Raw genomic sequence first — 13044 nt, forward strand, 5'->3', positions numbered from 1 at the left:
ATGCTTAATGCACGTCCGACCAGATTTTCCGCTTTACGGCATAGGTCACGACGGTCATGCCGGCAAGGAACAGGACGATGCGCACACCCATGCGCTTGCGCTGCTCCATTTCCGGGTTGGCCATGTAGGTCAGGAATGTCGCGACGTCGCGGGACATCTGCTCCACCGTGGCGGGGGTGCCATCGGAATAGGTCACCTGGCCGTCGTGCAGCGGTTGGGCCATGGCGATCTGCCGGCCCTCGAACGCGATGTTGTAGTTCATCCCGTCGCCCATTTTCATGCCGGCCGGTGGGTCGCGATAGCCTTCCAGCAAGGCAGCAATGTAGGTGGCGCCGCCTTCACGAGCTTTCTCGATGAGTGAATGATCGGGCGGCAGCGCGCCGTTATTGGCCGCTCGCGCTGCCTTCTCGTTCGCGAACGGGGTGCGGAAATGATCGGCTGGCAGCGCCGGCCGGTCGATCGGCTGGCCGGAATCGTCGGTCGCGCCGCCGGTGATGGTGATGCCGGCGGCGAAGGCCTTCACCTGGTCCGCCGACAGGCCGATCCCCGTCAGGTTGCGGTAATACGCCTCTTTCATGGAGTGGCAGTTGGAGCAAACCTCCTGCCAGACCTGCAAGCCGCGCTGTTCCGCGGCACGGTCGAATGTGCCGAACGGTCCGTCGAAGCTCCATCGCATCTTGGGCAGCGGCTCGGGGTCCATCACCTGAGCCCGGGCGGTTGGAACAAGAGCGGGCAGCGCCAGGAAGGCACCCAATGCGAGCAGGGCGAGACGCATCAGATCTTCTCCATCGGCTTGGCCGTGGCGCCGTGGGGCATGGGGCCGCCACCACCGCCGGGTCCGCGGGGTAGCACGGGACTGCTGATGCTTTCCGGAAGGGGCAACGGCTTCTCGATCTTGCCCAGCAGCGGCAGCAGCACCAGGAAGTGCAGGAAGTAGTAGGCGGTGGCGACGCGGCCCAGCACGACCCAGATGCCTTCCGGACGATGGGCGCCGACGAAGCCCAGCACAAACAGCGCCAGCACCAGCACCCAGATCAACTGGCGGTAGATGGGGCGGAAGCGAGCCGAGCGGACCGGCGAGGTGTCGAGCCAGGGCAGCACGAACAGCACCGCGATGGCGCCGAACATGAGGCTGACGCCGCCGAGCTTGGACGGAACCGAGCGCAGGATTGCGTAGAACGGCAGGAAATACCATTCCGGCACGATCTCCGCCGGGGTGGAGAGCGGGTTGGCCGGGATGTAGTTGTCCGGGTGGCCCATGTAGTTCGGGGCGAAGAACACCACGATGGCGAAGACCAGCAGGAACACGCAGATCCCGACGCTGTCCTTGATGGTGTAGTATGGGTGGAACGGGATGGTGTCCTGCGGGGTCTTTACATCGATGCCCAGCGGGTTGTTCGACCCGGTGATATGCAGTGCCACGATGTGCAGGAACACCACGCCGGTGATCATGAACGGCAGCAAGTAATGCAGGGAGAAGAACCGGTTCAGCGTCGGGTTATCGACGGAAAAGCCGCCCCATAGCCATGTGACGATGCTTTCGCCCACCACGGGGATTGCGGAGAACAGGTTGGTGATGACGGTGGCGCCCCAGTAGCTCATCTGGCCCCAGGGCAGCACGTAACCCATGAAGGCGGTGGCCATCATCAGCAGCAGGATGACCACGCCCAGCATGAACAGCAATTCGCGGGGCGCCTTGTAGGAACCGTAGTACAGGGCGCGGAAGATGTGGATGTAGGTGACGATGAAGAACATCGAGGCGCCGTTGGCGTGCACGTAGCGCAGCAGCCAGCCGTAGTTCACGTCGCGCATGATCCGCTCGACACTGTCGAACGCCATGGACGTGTGCGCGGTGTAGTTCATCGCCAGGAAGATGCCGGTGGCGATCATGATGACCAGGTTGATCATCGCCAGGGCGCCGAAATTCCAGAAGTAGTTGAAATTCTTCGGCGTCGGGAAGGTCCCGTATTCCTTCTGCATCATCGTCAGAATGGGCATACGGGAGTCGAACCAGTTTAGAACCGGGTTCTTGAAATCGCTTTGATGTAGTCCGGCCATCTTGTCTGTCCCTCAGCCGATCTTGATTTTGGTGTCGGACTCGAACGCGTACGGCGGTAGCGCCAGGTTGGCCGGCGCCGGGCCGTGGCGAACCCGGCCCGACACGTCATATTGGCTGCCGTGGCAGGGGCAGAACCAACCGCCCCATTCACCACGCGGATCGGTCGGCTTGTTGCCGAGGGGGATGCAGCCGAGATGGGTGCAGATGCCGATGAGGATGATCCACTGCGCGTGGCCGTCCTTGATGCGGGATTGGTCGCTGGCGGGTTCGATCAACTGGTTCAGCGGCACGGCTTCGACGGTCTTGATCTCGTCGGCGGTGCGATGGCGCACGAAAATCGGCTTGCCGCGCCAGACGGTGGTGATGCCCATTCCCTCGGTGATCGACTTGAGGTCGACGTCGACCGAGGACAGCGCCAGCACGTCGCCGGCCGGGTTCATGCTGTCGACCAAGGGCCAGACGATGGCGCCGACGCCGATAGCCGCGCCTGCGGCTGCGACCAGCTTCAGGAAGTCGCGCTTGGTCGTCGTCGCATCCCCGGCATGACCTGGCGCCAACGGTATCGCGTCGGAAGATGTTATCGACATTGAACGTTTACCCTTCTCAAGCGAGGCTTTGCCTGTTCTACGGGAGGGATTTCGGCCCTGCAACACGGCAAGGCCGCATTTCCCTACGCTTGCATATCGGAGCGCCCTGAAATGCCGCAATCCTCCCCCCATGCCGACCTGCAACCGGCCGCGGAAGCCTGGTTCGGCACGTTGCGCGACCGGCTTTGTGCAGCGTTCGAGACGATCGAGGATGCTGGCGGCGTGCTGCAGGATCGCCCGGCCGGCCGGTTCGCCCGCAACCCATGGACTCGCCCGGGGCTGGAGGGCGGCGGCACGATCGGGCTGATGCATGGCCGGGTGTTCGAGAAGGTGGGTGTGAACGTGTCCGCGGTGTCGGGGGAGTTCAGCCCGGAATTCCGCGCCTCCATCCCCGGGGCGGCGGAGGATCCGCGGTTCTGGGCTGCCGGGGTAAGCGTCGTGGTGCATCCGCAGAGCCCGCACGTGCCAGCAGCGCACATGAACACGCGCATGATCGTGACGACGCGCGGCTGGTTCGGCGGCGGCGGCGACATCACGCCGATGTGGCCCGACTCGGCGGCGGCGCAGGAGGATGCGGCCAGCTTCCACGGCGCGTTCCAGGCGGCCTGCGACGCACATCACCCGGCGTATTATCCGGAGTTCAAGGCGTGGTGCGACCGCTACTTCTTCCTGCCGCATCGCAACGAGCCGCGTGGTTTGGGCGGCATCTTCTACGATCATCTGGAGCGCCAGGGGGCCGAGCAGGATTTCGCGTTCACCCGCGACGTGGGGTTGGCGTTTCTGGACGTCTACCCGGCGATCGTCCGGCGCCGGATGGACCAGAGCTGGACCGAGGCGGAGCGGCATCATCAATTGGTGCGGCGCGGGCGCTACGTGGAATTTAACCTGCTGCACGACCGTGGCACGCTGTTCGGGCTGAAAACAGGGGGCAATGTGGAGGCGATCCTGATGAGCATGCCGCCGGAAGTCCGCTGGCCTTGAATCGGGAATCGGTGTCACTTGCGAACCGACAGGAGACCACACGCATGAAGTTTCGTATCGCCGTCCTATTGGCCGGGGCGCTCGCACTACCCGCACTCGGGTTCGCGCAGACCACGGCGCCCACCGCCCCGGCCAAGCCCGGCATCACCGCGCCGGTGAAGCCGGTGGCACCGACGCGATCGACCACGACGGCCAAGCCGATCGTCGCCGCGCCGTCCGGGCCGGTGCTGATCGACGTAAACTCGGCCGACGAGAAGACGCTGGATACGCTGCCCGGCGTGGGCCCCGCGCGGGTGAAGTCGATCATCGCCAACCGGCCGTATACCGAGAAGCAACAGATTTTGGAGAAGAAGGCGGTCCCGTCCAATGTGTTCGCCGCGATCGAGGACAAGATTGCGCTGGCGAACGTGAACAAGACCGGTGCTGCCGACCTGGCGAAGATCCTGCCGAACGTCGGCCCGGTTCGCGCGCAGCAGATCGTCGATAAGCGTCCCTACGCCACGCTGCAGGATCTGGTGACCAAGGGCGCGTTGTCCCAGGGGATCCTGGACGGGCTGAAGGGCCTGGTCACCGTCGGCCAGTGACCTGAACCCGGCGGCGGGTGCGCTAGTGACCGCCGCCGCCGCCTTTTGCCTTTACGCTCGAAAACAGGAAGGCGAAGGGCACGACGCAGAACGCGCCAATGGCGCAGAACATGAACACGTCGGAATACGCCAACACTTGCGCCTGGGTGCGCAACGCCTTGTAGACTTGGCCGGTGGCGGTATCCATCGTGGTCGCCGCCGCATGGCCCATGGACAGCAGGGTCTGCTGGTATCGCTCGATCGTCTGATTATAGGCCGGGTTGAACTTGTCGAGGTGGGTGACGAGGTGGGCGGTGCGGATCTGCGTACGCTCCGTCACCATCGCGGTCGCGGCGCTGATGCCGATGGAGCCGGAGACGTTGCGGAACATGGTATAGAGCGCCGCGGCGTCGCCATTCAGCTCCTTCGGCAAGGTCGCATAGGCCAGGGTACTGATGGGCACGAACAGCAGGGCGATGCCAAAGGATTGCGCGGCGCGGATCTTGGCCAGGGTGTTGTAGTCGATATCGGGCACTAGCATCATCGAGTAGGTCATGCCCAGGCCCATGACCAGGAAGCCGAATGCCACGATGTATTTTGTCGGCACGAATCCCATCGCCCGCTGTACCAGCGGAATAGTGAAGCAGACCAGCGCTGCACCCGGCGATAGCACCAGGCCGGCCAGGGTGGAGTTGTACTGCAGCACCTCTTGCGCCAATTGTGGAATGAGCACCGCCGACGAGTAGACGATGCCGAACAGCATGAAGGTGGTGAACGAGCCGAGGGCGAAGTTGCGGTCGCCCATCACGCGCAGGCTCACGATCGGCTTCTTCGCGGTCAGCAGCCAGGCGATGGCGCCGATGATGCCGATGGCCGACGCGATGGCCATGCCGACGATGAAGTTGGAGCCGAACCAGTCGTCATCCTCGCCGCGGTCCATGACTACCTGCAGGCAGCCCAGTCCCAGCGCGATCAGGCCCAGCCCGATCGTGTCGATCTTGCGCTTCGGGGCATTGGCGACCCAGGGCGGGTCCTCCACCAGGGTGCTGACGGCGAAGAAGGTGAGCGCGGACACTGGGATGTTGATGAAGAAGATCCAGCGCCAGGTGTAGTTGTCGGTGATCCACCCGCCGAGGGTCGGCCCGAGCACGGGGGCGACGATGGTGGCGACGGCAGTGATGGAGAACGCCATGCCGCGCTTTTCCGGCGGGAAGGTGTCCAGGATGATGGATTGCTGGTTGGGCTGCAGCCCGCCGCCGAAGAAGCCCTGGGCCAGGCGGAAGATGATCAATTGCGGCAGGCTGTTGGCGATGCCGCACAGGAACGAGCAGACGCCGAACGCACCGATGCAGATCAGGAAGTAGCGCTTGCGGCCGAGCCGGTTGCCCAGGAAGCCCGAGATCGGCAGCACGATGCCGTTGGCTACCAGGTAGGAGGTGAGCGTCCAGGTCGCCTCGTCATTGGAAGACGACAGCGCGCCGGCGATGTGCGGCAGGGCGACGTTGACGATGGTGGTGTCCAGGATCTCCATGAACGCCGCCAGGGTGACGACCAGGGCGATCAGCCACGGGTTGGCTTTGGGCTTCCAGTCGCTGCTACCGCTCAAATGCTAATGCCCCCCGCCCGATGCGCCTTTCGTGGTCCGCGCCTCGAACAGGAACGTCAGCGGCACGATGCAGAACGCAGCAATGGCGCAATAGGCGAACACGTCCCGGTATGCGAGCACGGCAGCCTGCAGGTTCAGCGTTTGCAGCGCCATCCCCATCGCCTGGCTACTCACCTGCCCTGCGGCCCGGCCCATGCTCAATAACGTATGTTCGGTTTGGGCGAGATAGTCGTTGAAGGCCGGGTTGAAGGGGTTGAGGTTCTGCGACAGGTAGGATTGGCGCACCTGAGTTCGCTCGGTGATGCCGGCGGTCGCCAAAGATATTCCAATCGACCCGGCGACGTTGCGCAGCATCACATAGAGCGAACTGGCGTCACCGTTCAGCGATCGGGGCATGGTGGAATAGGTGATGGCGCTGGTGGGCACGAAGAGGAAGGCCAGGCCCAGCGTCTGCGTGGCGCGCATCAGCGCCAGCGTGCCGAAGGAGGCGTCGGGCGTCACGCCATGCGCGTAGCTATAGGCGCAGCCCAAGGTGAAGAAGCCGAAGCCTATGACGTAGCGGGTTTGCACGTAGGGCAGCATGCGGCCGACGATCGGGATCAGGAACAGGATCATGATCGCGCCGGGTGACAGCACCATGCCGGCGAGCGTGGCCGTGTAGCCCAGGCGTTGCTGGGCCAATTGCGGCAGCAGCACCGCGCCGGAATACAGGATGGCGCCGATGCCGAAGATCATCACCGAGCCGACGGCGAAGTTTCGGTTGCCGAAAGCGCGCAGGTTCACGATCGGCTTCTTCGCCGTCAGCAGCCACCAGATCGCCCCGGCAATGCCCAGCACCGCCATGAAGGCGCAGGTGACGATGAGGGGGGAGCTGAACCAATCGTCGTCCTCGCCCCGGTCCAGCATGATCTGCAGGCTGCCGAGGCCCAGGGCGATCAGGCCGAGGCCGATATAGTCGAAATCGCGCACGCTGGCCTTCATGCGCAGCACCCAGGGCGGGTCCTCCACCAGGGCGGCCACGGCGAAGAAGGCGAAGATGCCGACGGGGATATTGATGAAGAAGATCCACCGCCAGGAATAGTTATCGGTGATCCAGCCGCCCAGCGTCGGGCCGATCACGGGGGCGAAGATGACGGCGACGGCGACGACGCCGAACGCCTTGCCACGCTGCGCCGGTTCGAACGTGTCGAGGATGATGGATTGCTGGTTCGGCTGCAGCCCGCCGCCGAAGAAGCCCTGCATCAGGCGGAAAATGATCAGTTCGCCCAGGCTGGTGCTGGTGCCGCACAGGAAGGACGAGACGGTGAACATGGCGATGCAGATGAGGAAGTAGCGCTTGCGCCCGATGACACGGCCCAGAAAGCCCGAGATCGGCAGCACGATGCCGTTCGCCACCAGGTAGGAGGTGAGCGCCCAGGTGGCATCGTCATAGGACGCCGAGACGGAGCCCGCGATGTGCGGCAGGCTGACGTTGACGATGGTGGTGTCCAGGATTTCCATGAACGCCGCCATCGTCACGACGATGGCGATCAGCCATGGATTGGCCTTGGGCTTCCACGCGGCGTCCGACTTGGTGTTGTCCTCGGTCATGGCGCCGGCCAGATGCGCTTCATTTCAAAGTCACTGTGGGCACCACGGACAGGCCGAGCGGCAAGGGCTGCGCCGGGTCCATGCCGCGGTCGATGATCAGCTTGACCGGTACGCGCTGCACGATCTTGACGAAGTTGCCGGTGGCGTTTTCCGGTGGGAAGGCGGTGAATTTGGAGCCGGAGCCGAGCTGGATGCTGTCGACATGGCCGTCCAGCTTCAGCCCTGGATAGGCGTCGACCTCGAACGTCACCTTCTGCCCCTGGCGCATTCGGTTAAGCTGGCTTTCCTTGAAGTTGGCGGTGACCCAAACCTCCGGCGTCACGATCGAGAAGATCGAGGCGCCGACTTGCAGGTAGTTGCCCATTTCGATGTTGCGCTTGGTGATCCAGCCATCCTGCGGCGCCTTGATGGTGGCGTAGCTGAGGTTCAGTTCAGCCTGGGCCAATTGCGCCTCCGCCTGCTTCACCTGGCCGTCGATCTGGCTCACCTGCTGGTCGGCGCTGCCGATGTTCTGCTGCACCGGCTCGGCCTGGTCGACGGCGGCCTGGGCGGCGGTCACCTGGCCCTGGGCCAGTTGCAGTTGTGCGGTGGACTGGTCGACGTTCTGCTGCGTCGTCGCCTCCCGCGTGACGGAATGCTGGCGCTTGTAGTCGGTTTGGGCCTGGAACAGCTGGCCCTGCGCCTGCTGCAACTGGCCCTGCGCCTGCAGCAAGCGAGCGGGGAAGTTCTTGCGGGCGATCTGGGCGTTCAGTTCGGCCGCGGCCTTCTGCGCCTGAGCGATGATGAGGCTGGCGCGCGCCTGGTCCCGGGCGACGATGAAGTCCCGTGGGTCGATGCGGGCGAGCACGTCGCCAGCCTTCACCCGCTGGTTGTCGTTGACCAGCAATTCCACGACGTAGCCGGCGACCTTCGGCGAGATCGTCAGCGCACGGCCGTCCGTGTAGGCGTCGTCGGTGGATTCGAGGTCGCGATTGGCGAGGTAGTAGTAAACGCCGCCGGCGATCGCCAGAAGGATGACGATGAGACCGATGATCTTCACCCAAGGGGAAGATTTCTTGGCGACCTCCTCCTGTTTCTTTTCGGCAGCGCCATCCTTGCCAGAGGATTTTTTCTCGTCCTGGCCGCCGGGCTTGCCACGGTCCGGGGATTGCTCCTCTCCGCTGGGCTCGTCCTGATGGTCGGTCTTCTCTTCGTCCAGACTCAACGGGGCAACTCCAGCGGTGAAAGGCGAGTGACCGTTCGGTCATCGCACATCCAGCGTCAGGTCGCAAAGGCCTGGGTGCGCACCAGGCGGGCATATAGGCCTTCCTTGCTCATCAGTTCCGCGTGCGTGCCCTGCTCCACCACGGCGCCGTCGGCCATGGCGACCACCAGATCGGCGTCGCGGACGGTGGAAAGGCGGTGCGCGACGACGATCGTGGTGCGGCCGGCGCGCAGCCGGGCCAGCGCTTGTTGCACGGCTGCCTCGCTTTCCGCGTCCAGGGCGGAGGTCGCTTCGTCCAGCAGGAGGATCCGGGGGTCGCGCAGCAGGGCACGGGCCAAGGCCACGCGCTGGCGCTGCCCGCCGGACAGGCGCCCGCCGCCGGTACCGACCGGCATGTCGAACCCTTCGGGCAGGTCGGCGATGAAACCGGCGGCGGCGGCCTCGGCAGCGGCCTCGATGGCGGCCGGGTCGGCGCCGGGTCGGCCCATGGCGATGTTGGCGCCCACCGTGTCGTCGAACAGCATGGTGTCCTGCCCGACATAGGCGATGGCATCGCGCAGGCTCTGCAGCGACACCTGGCGCAGATCGGCACCGTCGACGGTGATGCTGCCGCTGCTGACGTCGTGCAGGCGCGGGATGAGCGCCAGGGCGGTGGATTTGCCGGCCCCGGATGCGCCGACCAGCGCCACCGTCATGCCGGGTTCGGCGACGAAGGACAGGCCGCGCAGCCCTTCCCGCCCGTCCGGGTATAGGAAGCGCACATCCTGGAACACCACGCGGCCGTGCCCGGCGGGTAGCGCGACGGCGCCGGGCTGCTCGACGATGCCGGGCTGCTCGTCGATGACGGAGAAGACGCGGGACAGGCCAGCCATGCCCTCCTGCACCGCGGCGTTCAGCGAGCCGAGGGCGCGCAAGGGTTGGGAGGCGATGAGCAAGGCGGCGACGAAGCCGGTGAAATTGCCGACGGTGTTGGTGCCGACCGCGGCGCGCCAGCCGGCGAAGCCCATGACGGCGGCGATGGCGACGCCACCCAATACCTCCAGCATCGGGTCCACGGCGGAGCGGGTGCGGGTCATCCGCATCAGCGCCTTGTTGAGATGGCCGAAGGCTTGGTTGGCCCGCTCGGTCTCGACCGCTTCGAGGCGGTAGGCGCGGACGGTGCGGGCTTGGCTGAAGCTTTCGGTCAGCATGCCGGCGGCCTCGCCCATGCGTTCCTGCATGCCACCCGAGGCGCGGCGGATGCGCTTGCCCAGGCGCTGGATCGGTAGCGCGGCGAGTGGGTACAGGGCGGCGGCGATGAGGCTGAGCACCCAGTCCATCCACAGCATCGAGGCGATGAGGCCCACGACGGTAATGCCGTTGGCGATGCCGCCGATGGCGCGGGTCAATGCCTCGCGGATGATGGCGGCGTCGGTGGTGAAGCGGGCGGCGAGTTGGGCCGGCGCCTCCCGTTCCACCCGGGACAGGTCGGCGGTGGTGAGGTGGGCGAACATGCGGGCCTGCAGTTCGCGAATGATGCGCAGGACCAGGCCCTGGGTGAGAACCGTTTGGGCGTAGGTGCTGGCGGCCTTGGCGGCGGTGATGATCACCACCAGCGCGGGCACCTGATACAGAATGCGCCGGTCACGCGCGGCGAACATGGAGAAGGCGCGGTCGATCACCAGCGGATACAGCGCCGTCAGCCCGGCCATGATGGCGGTCACGACCAGGATCACGAACATTCGGCCGCGATACCGGGCCAGATGGTCGCGCCAGAGGCGGCGCAGCAGGCGGTTGTTGCCGGGTTCGGCCAGCAGGGAGGCCGGGGTGCGTGCGTCCATGGGGCCGCGTGTTATCAGGCTGTCGCCAGCCTCGCCAGTTCGGCCCGGCAGGCGGTGGGATCGGCGAGGCATCCGCCGGCCAGCCACCAATGCCGGCTGCGGCGGAGTAGCTCGCCCACGGCGGGGCCCGGCGGGATGCCGAGGGCGACGACGTCCCGGCCTTCGAGCGGGAAGACTGGGCGGGGCATGGCGGCCAACCGATCGCGGATCGCCTGCGGCTGGCGCGCGAGGTGGGAGCGGCCGATGAGGATATCCGCCGGGATGTCGGCCAGTTGGCGGCGGAGATCGGCATCGCCCCCGTGCGGTGGGGGTCCGGCCAGGGCGACCAGGCGATCGGCCTCGGCGGCGGAGAGTTTCAGGCGGGTGGCGAAGGCGATGCGGTCGCCCGTGAGCAGTCCGGCCAAGCGCAGCAGCGGGTCGGGCGGCAGGCCGGTGGCGCCGGCGGGGTCGGCGCCCTCGGGGATGGTGGCGGCCAGGACGCCGTTATCGGCCATCAGGCGCAGGGCGGCGCTGGGGTCGGGAGCTTGGAGGATGCGTTTCAGTTCCATCCATATCCGTTCGACCGATAGGCGGCCGATGCCGGGCAGGCCGGTGCGAATCGCGGCGAGTGCGGCCGGTTCCGGCTCGCCGGTGCCGTAGCGGGCCTGGAACCGAAAGAAGCGGAGGATGCGCAGGTAGTCTTCGGCCACACGCTCCGCCGCGCTGCCGACGAAGCGGACCCGGCCGGCGCGCAAGTCGTCGGCGCCGCCGAAATAGTCGTGCAGGGCGCCGTCGGGCGATAGCGACAGGGCGTTGATGGTGAAGTCGCGCCGGGCCGCGTCCTCCTGCCAATCATCGGTCCAGGCGACTTCGGCATGGCGGCCATCGGTGGCGACGTCGCGGCGCAGGGTGGTGACTTCGTACGGGCGGCCGCCGAGCATGGCGGTGATGGTGCCGTGGGCGATCCCGGTCGGGATGGCGCGGATACCTGCGGCGACCAGGGCGGCGGCTACGGTTTCGGGATGGTCGGGCGTGGCCAGGTCGATGTCGACGGGCGGCAACCCGGCCAATGCATCGCGAACGCAGCCGCCGACCAGGCGCGCAGTGGGCAGCACGGCCAGCAGGCGCTGGGTTGCCGGGTCTGCGAGCAAGGCGGCGGTGCTAGCCACCGTGACCGTCGACCAGTTGGCCGTTCTGAATGCGCGCTGGGACGTAGGGTTCGTGCGGGGTCATCGACTCGGTGATGCTGGTCCAGATCAGCAGGCCGGCCACGACGCATTCCGCGAGGGCCAACAGGAGCACGGCGCGGCGGGTCGGCAGGCGGTTGTAGACGACGCCATACAGCAATGCGCCAGCGAGAATCGGCGCCAGTGCCAGGAAAACCTCGCCTGCCCGCAGCATCAGACGGTCGCCGCGACGCGGAGGCGATGGGCGAGATGGACGAGGATCGCCGCCGTGGCGCCCCAGATATAATGCCGCTCGTGCGGCCAGACCCAGAACTCGCGCTTGCGGCCCTTCCATTCGGCGCGCCGGCGTTCCGGCGCGGATGGGTCCAGCAGAACGGAGAGCGGCAGTTCGAACACTTCCTCCACCTCGGCCGCCGCGGGTATGGGGACGAAGCCGGGGGCGAGCAGGCCGATAATCGGGCTGATGCTGAACCCGGTGCCGGTGACGTAGTCGGGCAGCCGGCCGGTGACTTCGACCAGGTTTGCGGGCAGTCCGACTTCCTCCTCCGCCTCCCGCAGGGCGGCCTCCAGCGGGGTTTCGCCCGGGTCCAGCCGGCCGCCGGGGAAGGCGACCTGGCCGGCGTGGGAGGATAGGGTCGAGGTGCGTTTGGTCAGCAGGATACCAGGATTGGGGCCGTGGATGATCGGCACCAGGACGGCGGCGGGGACCAGAATACGCTGGGCCAGGTCGGCAATGTCGTCGCTGTTGGCCGGGGCGGCGAGCGCGTCGCCGAGTAGGGCGGGCACGGTTCCATCACGCTGCGCCAGACGGGCGCGCAGTTCGTCCAGGTCCAACCGCTATTCCTCGCTATTGGGCAGGTCACCGAGGGAGAAGAAGGCGCCACAGCTCCAAACCCCCAGCACCCGGCGGCCACGCAGCATGCCGGGTACGGCCAGGGCCACCAGTTCGTAATACACGGCACGACTGATCCGCGCCTCCACGGGGGCCGATCCCGCGCCGGGACGAATGTTGAGGTAGGGCGTGGGCTCACACGTCAATAGGTCGTGGGCGACGCGGATCGGATGGTCCGGCCCGGCGGTGATCATTTGGTCGATGTTGGTGCGGAAGGTGAGCACCTGGTCCCGCTCATCGCCGGTCCAGTCCATTTCGACGGCGACGAAGGGGGCATCCTCCACCTCGATCTTGCCGCGCTCGGCCGGGGTTTCCAGCCAGAACGAGCCGTCCGCCTCCCGCTTGAGAACGCCGGAAAACAGGCAAACCAGTTCCTTCCGGTTGATTGGCGTGCCCTGGTACATCCAGGTGCCGTCGCGCTTGATGAGGAAGGGCAGGTCGCCGCATTCCGCGCGCACCCGGGCAGGCTTCGCCGCCTGGCACGGCGTGGCCAGCGAGGGGATGGCACCGATCCGGCCAATGGCGGGCGTTGCTGCCCGTTTATCGTGCAAGTCAGGTTTGGCACCGTTCACAACG

General features: G+C 66.3%; 13 protein-coding genes. 2 read left to right on the forward strand and 11 right to left on the reverse strand.

Features of this window, described 5'->3' with window-relative positions; genetic code table 11:
* Positions 1-4 precede the first annotated feature (4 nt).
* Genes GSQ76_RS09840 through petA form a run of 3 tightly spaced genes read right to left on the reverse strand, consistent with a single transcriptional unit; the run spans position 5 to position 2646 of the window.
* Entirely contained in the window at positions 5-775 is a 771-nt protein-coding gene (locus tag GSQ76_RS09840) for a cytochrome c1 (RefSeq protein ID WP_158743736.1), read from the reverse strand.
* A complete protein-coding gene (locus tag GSQ76_RS09845; protein WP_158743737.1) occupies positions 775-2058 on the reverse strand; it encodes a cytochrome b N-terminal domain-containing protein in 1284 nt (427 codons plus the stop codon). Before GSQ76_RS09845 ends, GSQ76_RS09840 begins: the two co-directional genes overlap by 1 nt.
* 12 nt (positions 2059-2070) lie before the next feature.
* The gene (gene petA, locus GSQ76_RS09850; protein WP_158743738.1) at positions 2071-2646 is read right to left on the reverse strand and encodes a ubiquinol-cytochrome c reductase iron-sulfur subunit; all 576 of its coding nucleotides are present in this window, start codon (positions 2644-2646) and stop codon (positions 2071-2073) included.
* A gap of 111 nt (positions 2647-2757) precedes the next feature.
* Between petA and hemF the strand changes: the two genes are divergently transcribed.
* Complete coding sequence (hemF, locus tag GSQ76_RS09855; RefSeq protein ID WP_158743739.1) at positions 2758-3627, forward strand: oxygen-dependent coproporphyrinogen oxidase; 870 nt, start codon at positions 2758-2760, stop codon at positions 3625-3627.
* 44 nt (positions 3628-3671) lie between these two features.
* Complete coding sequence (locus GSQ76_RS09860) at positions 3672-4211, forward strand: helix-hairpin-helix domain-containing protein (RefSeq protein WP_158743740.1); 540 nt, start codon at positions 3672-3674, stop codon at positions 4209-4211.
* A 22-nt stretch (positions 4212-4233) separates the two neighbouring features.
* Here the strand turns inward: GSQ76_RS09860 and GSQ76_RS09865 are convergent, their stop codons facing one another.
* Genes GSQ76_RS09865 through GSQ76_RS09900 form a run of 8 tightly spaced genes read right to left on the reverse strand, consistent with a single transcriptional unit; the run spans position 4234 to position 13019 of the window.
* Positions 4234-5796 carry a DHA2 family efflux MFS transporter permease subunit gene (locus GSQ76_RS09865; protein WP_254070326.1) on the reverse strand — a complete coding sequence of 521 codons (1563 nt, stop codon included), beginning with the start codon at positions 5794-5796 and terminating at the stop codon, positions 4234-4236.
* Positions 5797-5799: 3 nt separating this feature from the next.
* Positions 5800-7386, reverse strand: a complete 1587-nt coding sequence (locus GSQ76_RS09870) for a DHA2 family efflux MFS transporter permease subunit (protein WP_158743741.1) — start codon at positions 7384-7386, stop codon at positions 5800-5802.
* Positions 7387-7405: 19 nt separating this feature from the next.
* Positions 7406-8590 (reverse strand): HlyD family secretion protein, encoded by a 1185-nt coding sequence (locus GSQ76_RS09875; RefSeq protein WP_254070327.1) that lies wholly within the window; start codon positions 8588-8590, stop codon positions 7406-7408.
* 56 nt (positions 8591-8646) lie between these two features.
* The gene (locus GSQ76_RS09880) at positions 8647-10410 is read right to left on the reverse strand and encodes an ABC transporter ATP-binding protein (protein ID WP_174247318.1); all 1764 of its coding nucleotides are present in this window, start codon (positions 10408-10410) and stop codon (positions 8647-8649) included.
* Between the two features lie 14 nt (positions 10411-10424).
* Positions 10425-11558 (reverse strand): CCA tRNA nucleotidyltransferase, encoded by a 1134-nt coding sequence (locus GSQ76_RS09885; protein WP_174247319.1) that lies wholly within the window; start codon positions 11556-11558, stop codon positions 10425-10427.
* Positions 11551-11790 (reverse strand): hypothetical protein, encoded by a 240-nt coding sequence (locus GSQ76_RS09890; protein WP_158743742.1) that lies wholly within the window; start codon positions 11788-11790, stop codon positions 11551-11553. The genes GSQ76_RS09885 and GSQ76_RS09890 overlap by 8 nt, the downstream gene beginning before the upstream one ends.
* Positions 11790-12410 carry a CoA pyrophosphatase gene (locus tag GSQ76_RS09895; protein WP_254070330.1) on the reverse strand — a complete coding sequence of 207 codons (621 nt, stop codon included), beginning with the start codon at positions 12408-12410 and terminating at the stop codon, positions 11790-11792. The genes GSQ76_RS09890 and GSQ76_RS09895 overlap by 1 nt, the downstream gene beginning before the upstream one ends.
* Positions 12411-12413: 3 nt before the next feature.
* Entirely contained in the window at positions 12414-13019 is a 606-nt protein-coding gene (locus GSQ76_RS09900) for a DUF1285 domain-containing protein (RefSeq protein WP_408836388.1), read from the reverse strand.
* Between the last annotated feature and the right edge of the window lie 25 nt (positions 13020-13044).

It is taken from the genome of Acidisphaera sp. L21 (assembly GCF_009765685.1).
Classification (GTDB): Bacteria; Pseudomonadota; Alphaproteobacteria; order Acetobacterales; family Acetobacteraceae; genus LMUY01.

Coding starts and splice junctions, on each gene's coding strand:
- GSQ76_RS09840 (WP_158743736.1), bottom strand. CDS start 775: ATGCGTCTCGCCCTGCTCGCATTGGGTGCCTTCCTGGCGCTGCCCGCT.
- GSQ76_RS09845 (WP_158743737.1), bottom strand. CDS start 2,058: ATGGCCGGACTACATCAAAGCGATTTCAAGAACCCGGTTCTAAACTGG.
- petA (WP_158743738.1), bottom strand. CDS start 2,646: ATGTCGATAACATCTTCCGACGCGATACCGTTGGCGCCAGGTCATGCC.
- hemF (WP_158743739.1), top strand. CDS start 2,758: ATGCCGCAATCCTCCCCCCATGCCGACCTGCAACCGGCCGCGGAAGCC.
- GSQ76_RS09860 (WP_158743740.1), top strand. CDS start 3,672: ATGAAGTTTCGTATCGCCGTCCTATTGGCCGGGGCGCTCGCACTACCC.
- GSQ76_RS09870 (WP_158743741.1), bottom strand. CDS start 7,386: ATGACCGAGGACAACACCAAGTCGGACGCCGCGTGGAAGCCCAAGGCC.
- GSQ76_RS09880 (WP_174247318.1), bottom strand. CDS start 10,410: ATGGACGCACGCACCCCGGCCTCCCTGCTGGCCGAACCCGGCAACAAC.
- GSQ76_RS09890 (WP_158743742.1), bottom strand. CDS start 11,790: ATGCTGCGGGCAGGCGAGGTTTTCCTGGCACTGGCGCCGATTCTCGCT.